Annotated in this window: 16 protein-coding genes and 1 tRNA gene; 6 read left to right on the top strand and 11 right to left on the bottom strand. The window is 71.2% G+C overall.

Going from position 1 to position 19,996, the window contains the following annotated elements:
* Window positions 1–110: 110 nt before the first annotated feature.
* Window positions 111–1,166, bottom strand: a complete 1,056-nt coding sequence (locus ACFYWS_RS22945) for an LLM class F420-dependent oxidoreductase (protein WP_389279502.1) — start codon at window positions 1,164–1,166, stop codon at window positions 111–113.
* A gap of 144 nt (window positions 1,167–1,310) precedes the next feature.
* Between ACFYWS_RS22945 and ACFYWS_RS22950 the strand changes: the two genes are divergently transcribed.
* Together ACFYWS_RS22950 and ACFYWS_RS22955 are read left to right on the top strand one after the other, a co-directional pair.
* A complete protein-coding gene (locus tag ACFYWS_RS22950) occupies window positions 1,311–2,294 on the top strand; it encodes an aldo/keto reductase (RefSeq protein WP_389279505.1) in 984 nt (327 codons plus the stop codon).
* The gene (locus ACFYWS_RS22955; RefSeq protein WP_389279507.1) at window positions 2,291–4,675 is read left to right on the top strand and encodes a helix-hairpin-helix domain-containing protein; all 2,385 of its coding nucleotides are present in this window, start codon (window positions 2,291–2,293) and stop codon (window positions 4,673–4,675) included. Before ACFYWS_RS22950 ends, ACFYWS_RS22955 begins: the two co-directional genes overlap by 4 nt.
* A gap of 117 nt (window positions 4,676–4,792) precedes the next feature.
* On the opposite strand, the gene ACFYWS_RS22960 is transcribed toward ACFYWS_RS22955, so the two are convergent.
* Window positions 4,793–5,464 (bottom strand): hypothetical protein, encoded by a 672-nt coding sequence (locus ACFYWS_RS22960; RefSeq protein WP_389279509.1) that lies wholly within the window; start codon window positions 5,462–5,464, stop codon window positions 4,793–4,795.
* 47 nt (window positions 5,465–5,511) lie between these two features.
* On the opposite strand from ACFYWS_RS22960, the gene ACFYWS_RS22965 reads away from it, so the two are divergent.
* Window positions 5,512–5,700, top strand: coding sequence for a DUF5703 family protein (locus ACFYWS_RS22965; RefSeq protein WP_189827295.1), 189 nt, complete (start codon window positions 5,512–5,514; stop codon window positions 5,698–5,700).
* A 72-nt stretch (window positions 5,701–5,772) separates the two neighbouring features.
* Here ACFYWS_RS22965 and ACFYWS_RS22970 read toward each other — a convergent pair whose 3' ends face one another.
* The 3 genes from ACFYWS_RS22970 to ACFYWS_RS22980 form a co-directional block, all read right to left on the bottom strand.
* Window positions 5,773–6,504 (bottom strand): chaplin, encoded by a 732-nt coding sequence (locus ACFYWS_RS22970; protein WP_389279511.1) that lies wholly within the window; start codon window positions 6,502–6,504, stop codon window positions 5,773–5,775.
* A gap of 124 nt (window positions 6,505–6,628) precedes the next feature.
* Window positions 6,629–6,862, bottom strand: a complete 234-nt coding sequence (chpH, locus tag ACFYWS_RS22975) for a chaplin ChpH (RefSeq protein WP_389279513.1) — start codon at window positions 6,860–6,862, stop codon at window positions 6,629–6,631.
* A 151-nt stretch (window positions 6,863–7,013) separates the two neighbouring features.
* Entirely contained in the window at window positions 7,014–8,339 is a 1,326-nt protein-coding gene (locus ACFYWS_RS22980; RefSeq protein WP_389279515.1) for a M20/M25/M40 family metallo-hydrolase, read from the bottom strand.
* A gap of 197 nt (window positions 8,340–8,536) precedes the next feature.
* Here ACFYWS_RS22980 and ACFYWS_RS22985 point away from each other — a divergent pair.
* Window positions 8,537–8,621: transfer RNA gene (locus ACFYWS_RS22985), tRNA-Leu, on the top strand.
* Window positions 8,622–8,702: 81 nt separating this feature from the next.
* Complete coding sequence (locus tag ACFYWS_RS22990; RefSeq protein WP_389279517.1) at window positions 8,703–10,535, top strand: serine/threonine protein kinase; 1,833 nt, start codon at window positions 8,703–8,705, stop codon at window positions 10,533–10,535.
* Window positions 10,536–10,589: 54 nt separating this feature from the next.
* On the opposite strand, the gene gnd is transcribed toward ACFYWS_RS22990, so the two are convergent.
* The 6 genes from gnd to tkt are packed head-to-tail and all read right to left on the bottom strand — an operon-like array spanning window position 10,590 to window position 18,861.
* Complete coding sequence (gene gnd, locus ACFYWS_RS22995; protein WP_389279518.1) at window positions 10,590–11,474, bottom strand: phosphogluconate dehydrogenase (NAD(+)-dependent, decarboxylating); 885 nt, start codon at window positions 11,472–11,474, stop codon at window positions 10,590–10,592.
* Window positions 11,475–11,487: 13 nt separating this feature from the next.
* Window positions 11,488–13,137: a glucose-6-phosphate isomerase gene (gene pgi, locus ACFYWS_RS23000; protein ID WP_389279520.1), complete on the bottom strand. Its 1,650-nt coding sequence runs from the start codon at window positions 13,135–13,137 to the stop codon at window positions 11,488–11,490.
* Window positions 13,130–14,077, bottom strand: a complete 948-nt coding sequence (gene opcA, locus ACFYWS_RS23005; RefSeq protein ID WP_389279522.1) for a glucose-6-phosphate dehydrogenase assembly protein OpcA — start codon at window positions 14,075–14,077, stop codon at window positions 13,130–13,132. The genes pgi and opcA overlap by 8 nt, the downstream gene beginning before the upstream one ends.
* The gene (zwf, locus tag ACFYWS_RS23010; RefSeq protein WP_389279524.1) at window positions 14,074–15,606 is read right to left on the bottom strand and encodes a glucose-6-phosphate dehydrogenase; all 1,533 of its coding nucleotides are present in this window, start codon (window positions 15,604–15,606) and stop codon (window positions 14,074–14,076) included. Before zwf ends, opcA begins: the two co-directional genes overlap by 4 nt.
* Complete coding sequence (gene tal, locus ACFYWS_RS23015; protein ID WP_389279526.1) at window positions 15,603–16,724, bottom strand: transaldolase; 1,122 nt, start codon at window positions 16,722–16,724, stop codon at window positions 15,603–15,605. The genes zwf and tal overlap by 4 nt, the downstream gene beginning before the upstream one ends.
* 40 nt (window positions 16,725–16,764) lie before the next feature.
* Window positions 16,765–18,861 carry a transketolase gene (gene tkt, locus ACFYWS_RS23020; protein ID WP_389279528.1) on the bottom strand — a complete coding sequence of 699 codons (2,097 nt, stop codon included), beginning with the start codon at window positions 18,859–18,861 and terminating at the stop codon, window positions 16,765–16,767.
* Window positions 18,862–19,045: 184 nt separating this feature from the next.
* Here tkt and ACFYWS_RS23025 point away from each other — a divergent pair, with 184 nt between their 5' ends.
* Complete coding sequence (locus ACFYWS_RS23025; RefSeq protein ID WP_389279530.1) at window positions 19,046–19,975, top strand: helix-turn-helix domain-containing protein; 930 nt, start codon at window positions 19,046–19,048, stop codon at window positions 19,973–19,975.
* The last annotated feature ends 21 nt before the right edge of the window (window positions 19,976–19,996 follow it).

Here is a 19,996-nt window from a genome sequence, read left to right on the forward strand (position 1 = left end):
GGGACGAGCCGTAACCAGGCCCCTCGTGACGCGTTGAGCAAGGCGTCGGCCGTGGCGGGGAAGACACCCCGAGCCCCCACCACGGCCGCAGAAGAACTCCCCTGGATCTGCTACGCCAGCCCGGCGCGCTCCATGGCCTCGGTGCCCGCGCGCAGCGAGGCGAGGCGGTCGTCGAGCGTGAGCCCGGCCGGATTGATGGTCAGCGTGGTGACACCGGCCTCGGAGTAGGCCCGCATCCGGTCCGCGATCCGGTCCACGGAACCGAGCAGTGTGGTGGAGTCGATGAGCTGCTGCGGGATCGCCGCGGCCGCGCCCTCCTTGTCGCCGGCCAGGTACTTGTCCTGGATCTCGGCGGCCTCCTTCTCGTAGCCCATGCGCTGCGCGAGCTGGTTGTAGAAGTTCTGCTTGCGGCTTCCCATGCCACCCACGTAGAGGGCCGTGTACGGCCGGAACATGTCGGCGAGCGCGCTCACGTCCTTGTCCTCGCCCAGTGCGAGCGGAACCGTCGGGCAGACGTCGAAGCCCTCCATCGTCTTGCCGGCCTTCTCGCGGCCCGCGCGGATGTGCTGGAGCGCGGTCTCCTGCAAGTGCTCGGCCGCCGGGAAGATCAGCAGGGCACCGTCGGCGATCTCGCCGGTCTGCTCCAGGTTCTTCGGGCCGATCGCGGCGATGTAGAGCGGGATCCGCTCGCGCTCCGGGTGCACGGTCAGCTTCAGCGGCTTGCCGGGGCCGTCCGGCAGCGGCAGCGTCCAGTGCGCGCCGTCGTGGCTGACCCGCTCCCGGCTCATCGCCTTGCGGACGATCTCGACGTACTCGCGGGTGCGCGCCAGCGGCTTGTCGAACTTGACGCCGTACCAGCCCTCGGAGACCTGCGGCCCGGAGACGCCGAGGCCGAGGCGGAAGCGGCCCCCGGACAGCGTGTCCAGGGTCGCGGCCGTCATCGCCGTCATCGTGGGCTGCCGGGCCGGGATCTGGAAGATGGCCGAACCGACGTCGATCCGCTCCGTCTGCGCGGCGACGTACGCGAGGACGGTGGCGGCGTCGGAACCGTAGGCCTCCGCGGCCCAGCACACCGCGTAGCCCAGTCTGTCGGCCTCCTTCGCGACGGCCAGGTTGTCCGCGTCCATGCCTGCGCCCCAGTAGCCGAGGTTGATGCCGAGCTTCATTGACCACATCCCCTTAACGCCTTGCCGGATCCAGTGAATTACCCATGGGTAAGGTGCCTCGCCCGGCACCCTAACCCGGCGACCCCGGCGGCAGATATCCACAGGGGCCCCGTTCCTGACCTTCGGCCAGTAACCTCAGCGCCCATGGAGCAGAGGCATCTCGGCCGCACCGGCCTGCGCGTGTCCCGGATCGGGCTCGGCACCCTCCTGTGGGGCCGGGACACCGACGAGCACGACGCCGCCGACCTGTTGAAGGCCTTCTGGGAAGCGGGCGGCACGCTCGTCGACACGGCCGACGTGTACGGGGACGGGGAGTCGGAGTATCTGCTCGGCAGGCTCATCGAGGGCCTGGTGCCGCGGCGCGATCTGGTCATCTCCACGAAGGCGGGCAGCGTGCCCGACCCCGACCGGCGCTTCGACGGCTCGCGCGGGCACCTGCTCTCCGCGCTCGACGCCTCACTCGCCCGGCTCGGCACGGAGTACGTCGACCTGTGGCAGGTGCACGCGTACGACCCCGGGACCCCGCTCGAGGAGACGCTCCAGGCCCTCGACATCGCGGTCAGCAGCGGGCGCGCACGCTACGCGGGCGTCTCGAACTTCTCCGGCTGGCAGCTGGCCAAGGCCGGCACGTGGCAGCTCTCCACGCCGGGCACGCGCACGCGGCTCGCCAGTACGCAGATGGAGTACTCGCTGCTGCAGCGGGGCGTGGAGCGCGAGGTGCTGCCGGCGGCGCTCGACCTCGGCATCGGCCTGCTGCCCTCCTCACCGCTGGGCCGCGGGGTGCTGACCGGCAAGTACCGCTCCGGCACCCCGGTCGACTCGCGGGGCGGCTCGGATCACATGGCGCCGTTCGTCGAGCCGTATCTCGACCAGGCGGCCGGGCACATCGTGGACGCGGTCGCGACAGCGGCGGACGGGCTCGCCGTGACGCCGCTGCAGGTGGCCCTGGCGTGGGTCAGGGACCGGCCGGGAGTGGCCGCGCCGATCGTCGGCGCGCGCAACGCGCGGCAGCTCACGGCGGCATTGTCAGTGGAGGCCCTTAGTCTTCCTGACGAGATCTGCCAGGCGCTCGACGATGTGTCGGCGCCCGTGCACCGCTATCCCGATCAGGACTGGAGCACGTTGTGAGTACGGAGTCCGCTGCCGCGGAGAACGAGTCGGAGGACCGCCCCGACACGGATCCGGCTGCCGCCGCGAGCGCGGAGGCGGAGCCGGTGTCGGAGGCCGGGGCCGAGGGTGCGTCCGCCGAGGCCGGGTCGGCCGGGACCGGCGACACCGAGGCGGCGACCGGGGCCGGTGACACCGAGGCCTTGGCGGGCAGCGCCGACGGCGCGGAGGAGAACGGCAGGGGGGCGGAGGCGGCCTCCGACGCGATGGCGGAGCCGGACGAAACCGACGCGGACGGCGCGGACGACGAGACCGACGCGGAAGTCCCGGAAGCCGCTGCGGAGGACGGCGCCGCGAAGACCGCCGAGGTGTCCGAGGCCGAGGCCGAGTTGGAGGCTCAGCGGGAGTTCCAGGAGCGGATCGCGGAGCGGAAGGCCGCCAAGGAGGGGCCGATCGACGCCGGGACGAAGCTGAGCGGGACCGCCGCCGACCTGCTGGCCGCCGTGCGCGCGGTGGAGAGCGGGGAGAAGCCGGTCGCCGTCCCCGTGCTCGCGCGGCCCGAGCCCGAGCCGCGGCAGGGTGCCGCGGCCGCCTCCCCCGCCGAACCCGTACGCAGGCCGCAGGCCTCCGGGCGGTCGGGCCCCGACCCCGAAGCCGTCGCCTCGGTGCGGGCCGTGCTCGTCGAGGGCGGGGCCCCCGAATCGCTGGCCGGCGCGGCCGCCGCGGCCCTGGGCGAGGGCGCGAGCGACGAACTGCGCGCCGATCCTTGGCAGTTGCTGCGGGTGGGCGGAGTGCGGCCCGAGCAGGCCGACGGGTTCGCGCGGGCGCTGCTCGGCGCGGAGTGCGGGCCCGACGACGAGCGGCGGGGCCGCGCCGTCACCGTATGGCTGCTTGAGCAGGCCGCGGACGCCGGGCACACGGCCCTCGACCTGCCGGTGCTCGCGGACGCGCTCGGCAAGCGCGGGGTGCCTGATCCGGAGGAAGCCGTGCAGAGTGCCGTCGCGGAGGGGGACGCGCTGATCTTCCACGACCCCCTGGAGGACGCGCCCGCCCCCGCGCCCGCCGCCGAGGCGGAGGACGGCGAGGAGGAGGAAGAGCCGGAGCGTCCTGTACGGGTCCTGGTCGGGCTCGAGCGGTACGCGCTCGCCGAGGAGAGCCTCGCCGACGGGCTCGCCCGGCTGCTCAACGCCGCGCCCAAGGACGAGGGTTCGGCCACCGCGGGGTTTGAGGAGGCCGCTGCGGCCGCGCGCGGCACGACGGCCGAGCTGATCCGGGCGATCGCCGCGCACCGCCTCGTCCTGCACACGGGCGGCGAGGCGGCCCGCGCCGAGCCGGTCGCCGCGGCGGCCGCCGCGGGCGAGCTGGGGCTGCGGGTGTGCGTCGCCACGCACGGTGCGGACGGCCGGCGCCGCGCGGCCGAACTTCTCGGCCCGGACGCGCCCGAGTCGGCGACGGCGACGGTCGCGGGCCTGCTCGCACAGACGGAGGGCCCTGGCCTCGACCGGGACGGGGCGTTCGCCCTCGACCTCCTGGTCGTCCTGGACGCTCCGCAGTTGGACGTGGGCGACGCCGCGATGCTCGTGGAGCTGCTCGCCGACGGGACGTGCCTGGTGCTCGGCGGAGACCCGGGGACGCTGTGGTCGGCGGGTCCGGGCCGGGTCTTCGCGGATGTCGCCGCGGCGGAGATCTGCCCGCGCATCGCCTCCCGCACGCCGAACTCCGGCCCGATCGGCGAGCTGGTCTCCGGTATCGGCATCGGTGAGCTGAACCAGGTGGAGGCGCCCGGCAAGGAGGTGGTGATCGTGCCGGTGCGGGACCCGGCCGAGGCGATCCACCGCACTGTGCAGCTCGTCGCGGACTCGGTGCCGCGGGCGATCGGGGTGCCGGCCGAGCAGACGCAGGTGATCACGCCGGGACACGGGGGCGCCGCGGGGACGCGGGCGTTGAACGTGGCACTGAAGGAGCGGCTCAACCCGGGGCCCGGTCAGTTCGGGGGCTTCGATCCCGGTGACCGGGTGGTGTACGTGACCGGGCGCGGGCGGGTCCGGCCCGGCGTGATCGTCGGGGCCGACGCGGAGGGCCTGCACCTCGAGTGCGACGGCGCCCCCGTCCTCGTACCGAAGGAGCAGGTGGAGCAGGGCGCGGTGCGGCACGGGTGGGCCGTGACCGGGCATCAGGCCGTGGGGATCCGGTGGCCCGCGGCCGTGGTGGTGCTGCCGGGCGATGCGACGCAGGCGCTCAGTCGTCCCTGGGTCTATACGGCCTTCGGGCGCGGTGAGCGGCACCTTTCGGTGGTGCACGGCGCGGATGCGGCCCTGCCGCGAGCGGTGGCGGAAATCCCCGCGAAGCCACGAACCACGCGCTTGCGCGACCTGGTCCGGGCCCAGGTCCCAGGTGCTTGATTCAAGCCCCTGCGGCGTTTGAGCAGCGGGGTCCGGGGCGGAGCCCCGTGGCGTTGGGACGGGCGGCCGCCGCGGACCGCCCGGCCAACGCCCCCGGGTGATCCGCGGCAGCTGCTGTCAGCGGTCCGCCTCCTCCAGCGACTCGTCCAGACCGGCGGGGCCGTCGTCGTCGAACTCGTCGTCGTCGAAGACCGCGCTCACGTCGAAGCGGCACACCACCCGCTGCGGGTCGACCTGCTCGAAGGGGGCTTCCAGCCACTCGCCGGGGTCCGTGGGGTCGTCCGACGCCGTGACCCAGAGCGTGGAGTCGCCCTCCTCCAGGCCGAACTCCTTGTGCCGGGAGGCGATCTCGTCGGGCTCGAACTCGCCGAAGAGGACGCCGAGCGCGGCGTGCACACTGCTGCCCGCCCCGTTCGCGGTCTCCGCGTCCGACTCCGCTTCCAGGTCGGCGACCCGCCCGGCCTGGGCCAGCAGACGCTGCGGTTCGACCACGGCGTAGTCGCGTCGGATCAGCACGCTCAGCGCGTTCGGCTCCTCCGGCCCCGCGTAGGGCGGCAGCGAGTCCTCGTTGCCGGGGATCTCGAAGGGGGTGACCTCGTCGTAGCGGTCGTAGAGGAGTTCGTCGTACTCCTCGGCCGCGGCGGCGAGTTCGTTGAACGCTTCGTAGACGGCCGGATCGTCTTCTCCCGACCGGCGCTCGACCGCCGCCAAGTGGGCATCGAGCGCAGCCTTGACCGCCTCGGCGGCGGCGCGTACCTCGGCAGCGGTGGGCTGCGCAGCATCAGACATAGTGCAGACGCTATCCGTACCGGGCCGCTGCCCGCACAATAGATGCGATGCCGGAATACGAATTTGTCGACGTGTACGTACCGCGCGGGGTCTCCCGCAAGGAGGCGACGCGCCTGCTGACGGACCATGCTGAGTACGGACACTGGGAGTTGGACCGCTTGAGCCTGCGCCGCGACGGCAGCCGCCGCGTGCGTCTGCGTCGACGGATCATCCGCCAGCTGCGGGCCACATGGTGACCTGAGAGCAGTACGAGACGACGGAGCGGGCCCCGTTTGGGCGGGGCCCGCTCCGTTTCGTACCGCCTGATGTCACGCCGCCGCGTTCGCCCGCCGGTAGAGCAGCGCGCCCGCGAGCAGCGCACCCCCGGCGATCGGAATGGCCGCGCCGATCGGCAGGGAGCTGCCGGTCTCCGCCAGCCTGCCGGTCGCCTCCGGGCTGCCGGCCGCCGCTCGCGGGCTGCCGGTCTGCCCGAGCTGGGACTCGCCCTCGGGCATGTCGACGGTCTGCGTCCCCGGGTCGTTGGGAGCGCCCCCGCCCGGGTCGCCGCCGCGCGAGGGCGGGGTGTTCGAGTCCGCCGGGGGCGTGGTGGTGCCGCCGCCCCCGCCGTCGTCGGAGCAGCCGTTCCCGGTCGTCCCGTTGCCGACCGAGACGGCGCCGACGGAGTTGCCGCACGCGTTCACCGGCACGTTCACCGGGAGCGACACGTGGTTGCCCGAGCCGACACCGGGCGAGTCGCTGGAGTTCCCTCCGGCCTGCGCGCCGCTGTCCGAGGACTGGTCGCCGGCCTTGTCGTCGCCGCCCGAGCCGCCGCAGTCGTTGCCCGACGCCGGGTTGAGCAGTCCGACGACGTTGATCGTGTTGCCGCAGGCGTTCACCGGAACGTCCACGGGCGCCTCGATGGAGTTGCCGGACAGGACGCCCGGTGAGTCCGACGAGCTTCCGTTCGCACTTGAGTCCGCGTGTGCGTAGCCACCGGTGACGGCGAGTACGCCGGACGCGGCCGCCACGGTGATCAGGCCCTTGCGCATGACCTGTCGCATAGGTTTCCCTGCCTTGCCTTAGAAGTCTTGCCCTGAAACCTTGTTCAACCCGTCGGCCCCGGAGTGCATGGCTCGCACTCCGGGGCCGTGGGCTCAAACCCTCAAGGGGTGAGGCACAACGACGTCAGTCGTTGGCGCAGGTGTTACCGAAGGCAGGGTTCAGCAGCCCGATCACAGAGACCGTGTTGCCGCACACGTTCACCGGCACGTGAACGGGGACCTGGATGACGTTGCCCGAAATGACGCCCGGGGAGTGCGTGGCCGCACCCTGAGCGCCGGAGTCGGCGACGGCCATGCCCGCACCCGCGAGAACCAGACCACCAGTGGCTGCCGCAGCGGCGACGACCTTCTTGAGCATTATTCCTCCTAGTTGGCAATGCAGTCCCAGCCGCGGACTGCACTCCCTGTAACGAGGAAGAACCGATGGGGCTACGAGCACACGACGCCATTCACTCTTTCCGGTCCATGACGCACGTGCGAACGATTTCCGCCCCTGTGCCGGGTTGACGTCAGGAGGCGTCGATGAAGCGGTCCAGGACCCGCACGCCGAACTTGAGGCCGTCCACCGGCACCCGCTCGTCGACGCCGTGGAACATGCCGGCGAAGTCCAGCTCGGGCGGCAACTGCAGCGGCGCGAAGCCGAAGTTGCGGATGCCGAGCTCCACGAAGGACTTGGCGTCGGTGCCACCGGAGAGCATGTACGGGATGGCCTTGCCGATCGGGTCCTCGGCCTCGATCGAGGTCTTCATGGCCTCGACGAGCGCCCCGTCGAAGGTGGTCTCGACGGCCTTGTCCGCGTGCACGTCCGAGCGCTTGACCTTCGGGCCGAGGATCCGGTCGAGGTCGGCGAGGAACTCGTCCTCGTGTCCCGGCAGGAAGCGGCCGTCGACATTGGCGGTGGCCTCGCCGGGGATCACGTTGACCTTGTAACCCGCGTTGAGCTGCGTGGGGTTCGCGGTGTTGGAGAGCGTGGCGCCGATCAGCTTGGCGATGCCGCCGAGCTTGGCGATGGTCTCCTCCATGTCCTCCGGGTCGAGCTCGGTGCCGAGGGCGTCACCGAGCTCGTCGAGGAAGGCGCGCAGCGTCTTGGTGACGCGGACCGGGAACTTGTGGCGGCCCAGGCGCGCGACGGCCTCGGACAGCTCGGTGATCGCGTTGTCCCGGTGGATCATGGAGCCGTGCCCGGCGGTGCCGGCCACGGACAGCTTCATCCAGTGCATGCCCTTCTCGGCGGTCTGGACGAGGTAGAGCCGGCGCTGCTCGTTCACCGTGAAGGAGAAGCCGCCGACCTCGCTGATCGCCTCGGTGACGCCCTCGAAGAGGTCCGGGTGGTTGCGCACCAGGTGGCGGGCGCCGAAGACGCCGCCGGCCTCCTCGTCGGCGAGGAAGGCGAGGACGATGTCGCGCGGGGGCTTGCGCCCGCTGCGCAGCCGGTCGCGGACGACCGCGAGGGTCATCGCGTCCATGTCCTTCATGTCGACGGCGCCGCGGCCCCAGACACAGCCGTCGGCGATCTCGCCGGAGAACGGGTGGTGGGTCCAGTCCGCCGCGTTCGCCGGGACGACGTCGGTGTGGCCGTGGATGAGGAGGGCGGGCCGCGAGGGGTCCTCGCCCTCGATGCGGGCGACCGTGGAGGCACGGCCGGGGTGGGACTCGAAGATCTTCGGCTCGAGGCCGACCTCGGCGAGCTTCTCCGCCGTCCACTCGGCGGCCTTGCGCTCGCCGGGTCCTGAGTGGTCGCCGTAGTTGCTGGTGTCGATCTGGATCAGTTCGCGGCAGAGGTCGACGACCTCGTCCTGCCCGGAGACCGCCCTGCCCGTGCTCGGCTCGCTCACGCTGCTTCCTCTCTTGCCGTGGATGCCTCTCATCCTCTCTCCCCCGACCTCCAGGACCCAAGGCCGGGCGCCTCTCGACACGTGCCGTTCACAGGCGGGGCGACCGGGCCGGGGGGCTGATCGAGGCACTCCGAAACCCTGGTAATGTTCTCTCTGTCGCCGCGGGGAACGCCCCGCACAGAGGCGGCAGACACCTTGTCCGGGTGGCGGAATGGCAGACGCGCTAGCTTGAGGTGCTAGTGCCCTTTATCGGGCGTGGGGGTTCAAGTCCCCCCTCGGACACAGAGAAAGACCCCAGATCCTTCTGGGGTCTTTTGCGTTGCCCCGGCACCGACGGTGGGGTGCGGTACGTCACGTGATGCAATGGAGCCTCGACGCAACCTGGGGGTGCAGCGCGACGTGTGGGCGAACAGGGAGCCCGGCAATGGCGGTTTCCGTCCGCTGGACGACAAGGATCCGCGGACGGTGGGCGGGTACCGCCTGGTCGCGGGGCTCGGCTCCGGTGGCATGGGGCGCGTCTATCTGTCGCACACGCCGGGCGGCCGGGCCGTCGCGGTCAAGGTGATCAGACCCGAGCTGGCCGAGGACCCCGAGTTCCGCCGCAGATTCCGTACCGAGGTCGCCGCGGCGGGCAAGGTGCACGGGCTCTACACGGCGCCGGTCGTCGACAGCGACACCGAGAGTCCGGTGCCGTGGTGCGCGACCGCGTACGTGCCCGGGCCCTCGCTCGCGGAGGCGGTGCGCGAGCACGGGCCGCTTCCGGTGGACACGGTGCTGCGGATGACGGCCGGGATCGCGGAGGCGCTCCAGGCGGTGCACGACGCGGGGATCGTGCACCGCGACCTGAAGCCGTCGAACGTGCTGCTGGCCTCCGACGGGCCCCGCGTCATCGACTTCGGTGTGGCGCGGGCGGCGGACGCGACGTCCGTGACACGCAGCGGGGCGGCCGTGGGCACGGTCGCGTACATGGCTCCGGAGCAGGTGCTCGGTGGCTCCGCGAGTGGGTCGGCGGATGTGTTCGCGCTCGGCCAGACCGCGGTGTTCGCCGCGACCGGGAGCACGGCGTACGGGGAGGGCGAGCCGCACGCGGTGCTGTACCGGGTCGTGCACGAGGAGCCGGATCTGTCCAAGGTTCCGGACGCCCTGCGGGAGTTGATATCCCGCTGCCTCAGCAAGCCCGCCGACGACCGGCCGACGGTGCGGGAGGTCATCGAGACGGTCCAGGCGATCCGTGAGGCGCAGCCCGGCGGTCCCGGTCCCGCGACGGACGCCTGGCTGCCCGGTGAGCTCGCCGAGGGGATCGCGGCGCGCGCCGAGGGGGCCCGGGTGACCGGGGCGGAGCCGACGGGGCTCGCGACGCCGCCGCGCGGTGCCACGAGCGCGCCCGCGACTCCCGGTAGCCCCGCCCCCGCGGGTGTGTTCGGGCCGCCCGCCGTGTTCGCCCAGGATCCGCCGGGCGGTCCGGAGACCGCCGCCGTGGGCACGGAGCCCCGGCGGGGGCGCTCCCGTGCCTGGCTGTTGGCGGCCGCCGGGGTCGTGCTGGTCGCGTGCGGTGCGGCGGCCGCGCTGTACTTCGTGCCCGGCGGCCCGGGCGGCGACGCGGCGGCGGGGCCCGCGGCCTCGGGCCACCCCGAGGCGACGCGCTCCGCTTCGAAGTCGGCGCCCGCGTCGAAGTCCGCCTCCCCGAGCGCCTCGAAGTCGCCGAAGCCGTCCAAGTCGGGTGCGGCGCCCGCCCCTTCGGGCTCGGCCGCGGATCCCACGTCCGCTCCCCCGACGCCCACCACGAGCGGGCCGGCGACCTCGGCGCCGCCGCTGCCTTCGACGTACGCCGGCATCGTGATGACGGACAGCCAGGATCTGTATCTCGCGGACGATCCGGTGCGGGCCAAGCCGGACGACGGGCAGGCGAACGAGGATCTGACCTACGCCGTGTACAGCAACGGCGCGGTGCTGGCTCCCGGCAACACGTCGGGGAGTTCGCTCGCGCTGCTCCCCGCCGGGCGGCCCGCGACCCTCGACGCGTGCCGCGACGCGCACGCGGCCAAGGATTCCTACTGGGTCTACGACCTGCCGGTGGGCCAGCGGCTGTGCCTGGTCGGAGGCTCGGGGGACGTCGGGCTTCTGACGCTCCGGGGCAAGACGGAGGGCAAGAACGTGACGCTGGACGCGAAGGTCTGGCGGACGGCCGACCAGTAGACGCAGCGAAAAGCCCGCCGGACCGTGAGGTCCGGCGGGCTTCGTGTGTAGCGCTTACTTGGACTCGACGGCGTGGCCGCCGAACTGGTTGCGCAGCGCCGCGATCATCTTCATCTGCGGCGAGTCCTCCTGGCGGGAGGAGAAGCGCGCGAAGAGCGACGCGGTGATCGCCGGCAGCGGCACCGAGTTGTCGATCGCGGCCTCGACGGTCCAGCGGCCCTCACCGGAGTCGGCGGCGAAGCCGCGCAGCTTGTCGAGGTGCGTGTCCTCGTCGAGGGCGTTGACGGCGAGGTCGAGCAGCCAGGAACGGATGACCGTGCCCTCCTGCCAGGAACGGAACACCTCACGGACGTTGTCCACGGAGTCGACCTTCTCCAGGAGCTCCCAGCCCTCGGCGTAGGCCTGCATCATGGCGTACTCGATGCCGTTGTGGACCATCTTGGAGAAGTGGCCCGCACCGACCTTGCCCGCGTGCACGTAGCCGAAGTCGCCCTCGGGCTTGAGCGCGTCGAAGACCGGCTTGACCTTCGCGACGTTCTCCTCGGAGCCGCCGACCATCAGCGCGTAGCCGTTCTCCAGGCCCCACACGCCACCGGAGACACCGGCGTCGACGAAGCCGATGCCCTTGGCCGCCAGCTCCTGCGCGTGCTTCTCGTCGTCCGTCCAGCGCGAGTTGCCACCGTCCACGACGATGTCACCCTCGGAGAGCAGGCCGCCGAGCTCGTCGACGGTCGACTGGGTCGCGGCGCCCGCCGGGACCATCACCCACACCACACGCGGACCCTTGAGCTTCTCGACGAGTTCGGCGAGGGAGGCGACGTCCGAGACCTCGGGGTTGCGGTCGTATCCGATGACCTCGTGGCCGGCGCGGCGGATGCGCTCGCGCATGTTGCCGCCCATCTTGCCGAGACCGATGAGACCGAGCTGCATGTCGTTCACTACTTTCCGTGTGTTAGATGCGGCCGCGCAGTGCGCGGTACGTGCCGACCAGGGACTGCGTCGAGGCGTCGAGGCCGGGGACCTCGGCACCTTCGGTGAGGGCGGGCTCCACGCGCTTGGCGAGGACCTTGCCGAGCTCGACGCCCCACTGGTCGAAGGAGTCGATGTTCCAGATGGCGCCCTGGACGAACACCTTCTGCTCGTAGAGGGCGATGAGCTGGCCGAGGACCGACGGGGTCAGCTCGCGCGCGAGGATCGTCGTCGTCGGGTGGTTGCCCTTGAAGGTCTTGTGCGGGACCAGGTCCTCGGCGACGCCTTCGGCGCGCACCTCGTCCGGCGTCTTGCCGAAGGCGAGGGCCTGGCCCTGCGCGAACAGGTTGGCCATCAGCAGGTCGTGCTGGCCCGCGAGGGTGTCGGACAGCTCGCCGACCGGCTTCGCGAAGCCGATGAGGTCCGCCGGGATCAGCTTCGTGCCCTGGTGGATGAGCTGGTAGTAGGCGTGCTGCCCGTTGGTGCCGGGGGTGCCCCAGACGACCGGTCCCGTCTGCCACTCGACGCCGCGGCCCTGGCGGTCCACGGACTTGCCGTTGGACTCCATGTCGAGCTGCTGGAGGTACGCCGTGAACTTGGACAGATAGTGGCTGTACGGGAGCACCGCGTGCGACTGCGCGCCGTGGAAGTTGCCGTACCAGACGCCCAACAGGCCGAGCAGCAGCGGTGCGTTGGCCTCTGCCGGGGCCGTGCGGAAGTGGTCGTCGACCAGGCGGAAGCCGTCGAGCAGCTCGCGGAAGGCGTCCGGGCCGATCGCGATCATCAGCGAGAGGCCGATGGCCGAGTCGAAGGAGTAGCGGCCGCCGACCCAGTCCCAGAACGCGAACATGTTGGCCGTGTCGATGCCGAACTCGGAGACCTTCTCGGCATTTGTCGACAGGGCGACGAAGTGCTTCGCGACCGCCGCGTCGTCTCCCAGTTCCGCGAGCAGCCAGGAGCGCGCCGCCTTCGCGTTGGTGATCGTCTCGATCGTGGTGAAGGTCTTGGACGCGATGATGAACAGGGTCTCGGCCGGGTCGAGGTCGCGGACGGCCTCGTGCAGGTCGGCGCCGTCGACGTTCGACACGAAGCGGAGCGTCAGGTCGCGGGCGGTGAAGGGGCGCAGCGCCTCGTACGCCATCGCCGGGCCGAGGTCCGAGCCGCCGATGCCGACGTTGACGATGTTCTTGATCCGCTTGCCGGTGTGGCCCGTCCACTCGCCCGTACGGATCTTGTCGGCGAAGACGGCCATCTGGTCGAGGACCTCGTGCACCTTCGGCACGATGTTCTCGCCGTCGACCTCGATCACGGTGTCGGCCGGGGCGCGCAGGGCCGTGTGGAGGACGGCGCGGTCCTCGGTCGTGTTGATCTTCTCGCCGCGGAACATGGCGTCGCGCTGCCCGAACACGTCGGTGGCGGTGGCCAGTTCCTGGAGCAGGGCGAGGGTCTCGTCCGTGATCAGGTGCTTGGAGTAGTCGATGTGCAGGTCACCGACGTCGAGCGTGTAGCGCTCGGCACGGTCCGCGTCCTTCGCGAACAGGGCGCGCAGGTGCGTGCCGTTGAACTTCGCGCGGTGGTCCTCAAGGGCCGTCCACTGCGGGCGGCGGGTGAGGAAGGGGGCGGTGTCAGGCATGTTGAACGGACTCCTTGGTGACTTTGCCGTGGGCGGCTGCCTGCAGGGCCACGGCGTACATCTCGTCGGCGTCGAGGCGGCGGAGTTCCTCCGCGATCAGCTCGGCGGTGGAGCGGACCTTGAGGGCGAGGGTGCGCTCGGGCTGGCCGGGGAGGGTCAGCTTGGCGAGCGGCCCTTCGGGGCGGTCGATACGGATCTCGCCGGCCGGGGTGCCGAGGCGGACCGCGGTGACGACCGGGCCCTCCGTCGTGACCCGCTCGACCTGGACGCCGAGCCGGGCGCCGAGCCAGCGCGCGAGCAGTTCGGCGCTGGGGTTGTCGGCCTCGGACTCGACGGCCGCGGAGACGACGTCGGTGCGGGCCTGGTCGAGCGCGGCGGCCAGCATGGAGCGCCACGGGGTGAGCCGGGTCCAGGCCAGGTCGGTGTCGCCGGGGGCGTAGGACGCGGAGCGCTGGGCGAGCGCGGCGACCGGGTCCTCGACGGCGTACGCGTCGGTGATGCGGCGCTGCGCGAGGGCGCCCAGCGGGTCCTTGGCGGGGTTTTCCGGCGCGTCCACCGGCCACCACACGACGACGGGGGCGTCGGGCAGCAGCAGCGGCAGGACGACGGAGTCGGCGTGCTTGCCGGTCTCGCCGTACAGGCGCAGGAACACGGTCTCGCCGGTGCCGGCCTCGGAGCCGAGGCGGACCTCGGCGTCGAGCCGGTTGCCGTGGCGGTCGCGGGGCAGGCGCTTGGTGCGCCGGATGACGACGAGGGTGCGCGAGGGGTGCTCGCGGGACGCCTCCTGGGCGGCCTTCGTCGCGTCGTACGCGTTCTCCTCGTCCGTGACGATGACCATCGTCAGGACCATGCCCACCGCAGGGGTCCCGATGGCGCGGCGCCCTTCGACGAGCGCCTTGTTGACCTTGCTTGCCGTGGTGTCGGTCAGGTCGATCTTCATGGCCTGCGCCAGCTCCGTCCGTCTCGTGCGAGCATCTCGTCCGCTTCCTTCGGGCCCCAGCTGCCCGAGGGGTACTGGGCGGGCCTGCCCGTCTTGTCCCAGTGCTCCTCGATGGGGTCGAGGATGCGCCAGGACTCCTCGACCTCTTCCGTGCGCGGGAAGAGGTTGGCGTCGCCCAGCAACACGTCCAGGATCAGCCGCTCGTACGCTTCCGGGCTGGACTCGGTGAACGACTCGCCGTAAGCGAAGTCCATGGACACGTCGCGGATCTCCATCGACGTACCCGGCACCTTGGATCCGAAGCGCACCGTCATGCCCTCGTCCGGCTGAACGCGGACGACGATCGCGTTCTGGCCGAGTTCCTCGGTGGCGGTGTGGTCGAACGGGGAGTGCGGGGCGCGCTGGAAGACGACGGCGATCTCGGTGACGCGGCGGCCGAGGCGCTTGCCGGTGCGCAGGTAGAACGGGACGCCCGCCCAGCGGCGGTTGTCGATGCCCAGCTTCACGGCCGCGTAGGTGTCGGTCTTCGACTTGGCGTCGATGCCGTCTTCCTGGAGGTAGCCGCGGACCTTCTCGCCGCCCTGCCAGCCCGGTGCGTACTGCGCGCGGACCGTGGACTTCTCCAGGTCGGCGGGGAGCCGTACGGACTTGAGGACCTTGAGCTTCTCGTTGACCAGCGACTCGGCGTCGAACGCGGCCGGCTCCTCCATCGCGGTGAGGGCGAGGAGCTGGAGCAGGTGGTTCTGGATGACGTCGCGGGCGGCGCCGATGCCGTCGTAGTAGCCGGCGCGGCCGCCGATGCCGATGTCCTCGGCCATCGTGATCTGCACGTGGTCGACGTAGGACCGGTTCCAGATGGGCTCGTACATCTGGTTGGCGAAGCGGAGCGCCAGGATGTTCTGGACGGTCTCCTTGCCGAGGTAGTGGTCGATGCGGAAGACCTGCTCGGGCGAGAACACGTCGTGCACGATCGCGTTGAGGTCGCGCGCCGACTCGCTGTCGTGGCCGAACGGCTTCTCGATGACGGCGCGCCGCCACGACCCCTCGGGGGCGTCCGCGAGGCCGTGCTTCTTGAGCTGCTGCACGACCTTGGGGAAGAACTTCGGCGGTACGGAGAGGTAGAACGCGTAGTTGCCGCTGGTGCCGCGCTTCTCGTCGAGCTCGTCGACGGACTCGCGCAGCTGCTTGAACGCCGTGTCGTCGTCGAAGTCGCCGGGGATGAAGCGCATGCCGTCGGCGAGCTGCTGCCAGACCTCCTCGCGGAAGGGGGTGCGGGCGTGCTCCTTGACCGAGTCGTGGACGACCTGGGCGAAGTCCTGGTCCTCCCACTCGCGGCGTGCGAACCCGAGGAGCGAGAAGCCGGGCGGGAGCAGGCCGCGGTTGGCGAGGTCGTAGACGGCCGGCATCAGCTTCTTGCGGGACAGGTCGCCCGTGACGCCGAAGATGACGAGCCCGGAGGGGCCCGCGACGCGCGGCAGACGCCGGTCGCGCGGGTCCCTCAGCGGGTTCTGCCAAGCGGTGGAGCTCACTTGGACTCAGCCTCCGTCAGGCGGGAGGAGACGGTGGAGAGCAGGTCGTTCCAGGCGATCTCGAACTTGGCGACGGCCTCGTCCTCGAGCTGCTGGGTGACCTCGTCGAGGGAGATGCCGAGCGCGTCGACGGCGCCCAGCTCGGCGCGGGCCTGCTCGTAGCGGCCGGTGATGGTGTCGCCGGTGATCTCGCCGTGGTCGGCGGTCGCCTTCAGGGTGCCCTCGGGCATCGTGTTGACGGTGCCGGGTGCGACCAGCTCGTCGACGTACAGGGTGTCCTTGTACGCGGGGTCCTTGACGCCGGTGGAGGCCCACAGCGGGCGCTGCTTGTTGGCGCCGGCGGCCGCCAGCTTGGTGGCGCGCTCGGCGGCGAACGCCGTCTCGAACGCCTCGTAGGCGAGACGGGCGTTGGCGAGGGCGGCCTTGCCCTTGGCCGAGGCGGCCTCGTCCGTGCCGATCTTGTCGAGGCGCTTGTCGATCTCGGCGTCGACGCGGGAGACGAAGAAGGAGGCGACCGAGTGGATGGTGGAGAGGTCGATGCCGCGCTCGTGGGCCTTCTCCAGACCGGCCAGGTAGGCGTCCATGACGGCCTTGTAGCGGTCGAGGGAGAAGATCAGCGTGACGTTGACCGAGATGCCGAGGCCGATGACCTCGGTGATCGCCGGGAGGCCCGCGAGGGTGGCCGGGATCTTGATCATCACGTTGGGGCGGTCGACGAGCCAGGCGAGCTGCTTGGCCTCGGCGATGGTGGCCTCGGTGTTGTGGGCCAGGCGCGGGTCGACCTCGATGGAGACGCGGCCGTCACGGCCCTGCGTGGCGTCGTACACCGGGCGCAGGATGTCGGCGGCGGCGCGGACGTCCTGCGTCGTCATCATGCGGACGGCCTCGTCGACGGTGACCTTGCGGACGGCCAGGTCGGCGAGCTGCTCCTCGTAGCCCTCGCCCTTGCCGATGGCGGCCTGGAAGATCGAGGGGTTCGTGGTGACTCCCACGACGTGCTGGTCCGCGATGAGCTCGGCGAGGTTGCCGGACTCGATGCGGGTGCGGGACAGGTCGTCCAGCCAGATGGAAACGCCTTCGTCGGAGAGCGACTTGAGGGGTGCGACGGCGTTGCTCATGTTCTGCTTCATCTTCTTTCGTACGTGCGTAAGGGAAGGTTCAGGCGCGGGCGGCGGCAAGAGACTCGCGGGCCTTCGCGGCGACGTCCTCGGCGGTGAAGCCGAACTCGGCGAAGAGCGTGCCCGCGTCGGCGGAGGCGCCGAAGTGCTCCAGGGAGACGATGCGTCCGGCGTCACCGACGTAGCGGTACCAGGTCAGACCGATGCCGGCCTCGACCGCCACGCGGGCCTTCACCGACGGCGGGAGGACGGACGCCCGGTAGTCGGCGTCCTGCTCCTCGAACCACTCGACGGACGGCATCGACACGACGCGGGTGGCGACGCCCTCGGCCTCCAGCTGCTCGCGGGCGGCGACGGCGAGCTGGACCTCGGAGCCGGTGGCGATGAGGACGACGTCCGGGGTGCCGGTCGACGCCTCGGCGAGGACGTAACCGCCCTTGGCGGCGTCGGCGTTGGCCTCGTACGTCGGCAGGCCCTGACGGGAGAGCGCCAGGCCGTGCGGGGCCGGCTTGTCGGTGCCGCGCTTGAGGATCTCGCGCCAGGCGGTGGCGGTCTCGTTGGCGTCGGCCGGGCGGACGATGTTCAGGCCCGGGATGGCGCGCAGCGAGGCGAGGTGCTCGACGGGCTGGTGGGTCGGGCCGTCCTCACCGAGGCCGACGGAGTCGTGGGTCCAGACGTAGGTGACGGGGAGCTGCATGAGGGCCGACATACGCACCGCGTTGCGCATGTAGTCGGAGAACACGAGGAAGGTGCCGCCGTAGATGCGGGTGTTGCCGTGCAGCGCGATGCCGTTCATCTCGGCGGCCATCGAGAACTCGCGGATGCCGAAGTGCACGGTGCGGCCGTACGGGTCGGCCTCGGCCAGCGGGTTGCCCTTCGGGAGGAAGGACGACGTCTTGTCGATGGTGGTGTTGTTCGAACCGGCGAGGTCGGCGGAGCCGCCCCACAGCTCGGGGACGACCGGGCCGAGCGCCTGGAGGACCTTGCCGGACGCGGCGCGCGTGGCGACCTTGGTGCCGGTCTCGAAGGACGGCAGGGCGTCCTCCCAGCCCTCGGGGAGACGGCCGGCGAGCACGCGGTCGAGGGTCGCGGAGCGCTCGGGGTTGGCGTTCCGCCACTCGGCGAGCTGCTTGTCCCAGGCGGCGTGCGCCTCGGCGCCGCGGTCGAGGGCGCCACGGGTGTGGGCGATGACCTCGTCCTCGACGATGAAGGACTGCTCGGGGTCGAAGCCGAGGACGCGCTTGGTGGCGGCGATCTCCTCGGCGCCGAGCGCGGAGCCGTGGGAGGCCTCGGTGTTCTTCGCGGTCGGGGCCGGCCAGGCGATGATCGTGCGCATCGCGATGATCGAGGGCTTGTCGGTGACGGCCTTGGCGGCGGCGAGCGCCTCGTACAGGGCCTTCGGGTCGACGTCGCCCTCGGCCGTCGGGGCGATGCGCTGGACGTGCCAGCCGTACGCCTCGTAGCGCTTCAGGACGTCCTCGGAGAAGGCGGTCGCGGTGTCGCCCTCGATGGAGATGTGGTTGTCGTCGTAGACGAAGACGAGGTTGCCGAGCTTCTGGTGGCCCGCGAGGGACGAGGCCTCGGCGGAGACGCCCTCCTCCAGGTCACCGTCGGAGACGATCGCCCAGATGGTGTGGTCGAAGGGGGAGGCGCCCTCGGGGGCCTCCGGGTCGAACAGGCCGCGCTCGTAGCGGGCGGCCATCGCCATGCCCACGGCGTTGGCGACACCTTGGCCGAGCGGACCCGTCGTGGTCTCGACACCGGCGGTGTGGCCGTACTCGGGGTGACCCGGCGTCTTCGAACCCTGCGTGCGGAACGCCTTCAGGTCGTCGAGCTCCAGCTCGTAGCCGGCCAGGAAGAGCTGGGTGTAGAGGGTGAGGCTGGTGTGTCCGGGCGACAGGACGAAGCGGTCGCGGCCGGTCCACTCCGGGTCGGCGGGGTCGTGCCGCATGGCCTTCTGGAAGATGGTGTACGCGGCCGGGGCCAGGCTCATGGCGGTGCCGGGGTGACCGTTGCCGACCTTCTGCACCGCGTCCGCGGCCAGGAGGCGCGCGGTGTCGACGGCACGCTGGTCGCGCTCGGTCCACTCGAAGGGCTTCTCGAAGGGGTCGAGTCCGTTCGGTGTCTGCGTGCTCATCTGTACAGCTTCCTTCGCATCCGTTGTCCTGCCGAGGTGCCGAAAGGCACCGCCCGACCGGGACCAAAGTCCCAGGTCGAACCACCTACGAATGTAAAGGTCATACTTTTCGATCGACAGGTGCCCCCGTGCCAGCGTTCGGTGAAAATGGGACACGCACATCGGTCGAAGTCAAGGAAAGTGGATGACGGAGCAGGACCCCTCACAGACGAGCGCACATCTGCGGGCGCCCACTGAAAATCGAGCGCACATCCGCACCTATCCGTTCGACCCGGGCGCCAGCGTGTCCGGCGTCGGGATCCAGGTCGGGCCGATGGGTTCCGAGGGCCCGTGGGCGGGCGGCGTCGGCCTGTCGCGGCGCGTGCACCGCATCGACTTCCACGTGCTGCTGTTCTTCCGCGAGGGCCCGGTCCGCCACATGATCGACTTCACCGAGTACGAGGCGGGGGCCGGGGACATCCTGTGGATCCGGCCGGGCCAGGTGCACGGCTTCTCGACCGAGGACACCTACGTCGGCACGGCCCTCACCATGCAGCCGGGGTTCCTGCCGCGGGCCATCGTGGAGGCGACCGGCCTCTACCGCTACGACCGGTCACCGCTGCTGCGCCCCGCTCCGGATCAACTCGCGGCGCTGGACGCCTCGTTGGAGCAGTTGCGGCGCGAGTACCTGGACACGGTCACGCTTCCGCTGAGCCTGCACACCGCGGTCCTGCGGCACACCCTGACGGCCCTGATGCTGCGCGTGGCACATGTGTCGGCGCAGGCCGCGACGGAGGACGACGGGACGCCGCAACAGGACACGACCTTCACCCGGTTCCGTACGGCGGTCGAGCAGGGCTTCACGTCCAACCACAGCGTGAGTGCGTACGCGGATGAACTGGGCTACTCGCGGCGCACGCTGGTCCGGGCGGTGCGCGCTGCGACGGGCCTCACTCCGAAGGCGTTCATCGACCGGCGGGTGATCCTGGAGGCCAAACGGATGCTGGCGCACACGGAGTTGCCGGTGGGGCGGATCGGGGTGGCGGTCGGGTTCGCGGACTCGGCCAATTTCTCGAAGTACTTCCAGCAACATGTCGGGGTGTCACCAGCCGGGTTCCGGGCCGAACAAGTGTGATCCACCCTGTTGGCACAATGA

Origin of the sequence: Streptomyces sp. NPDC002795 (assembly GCF_042888725.1) — a bacterium.
Taxonomy (GTDB): Bacteria; Actinomycetota; Actinomycetes; order Streptomycetales; family Streptomycetaceae; genus Streptomyces.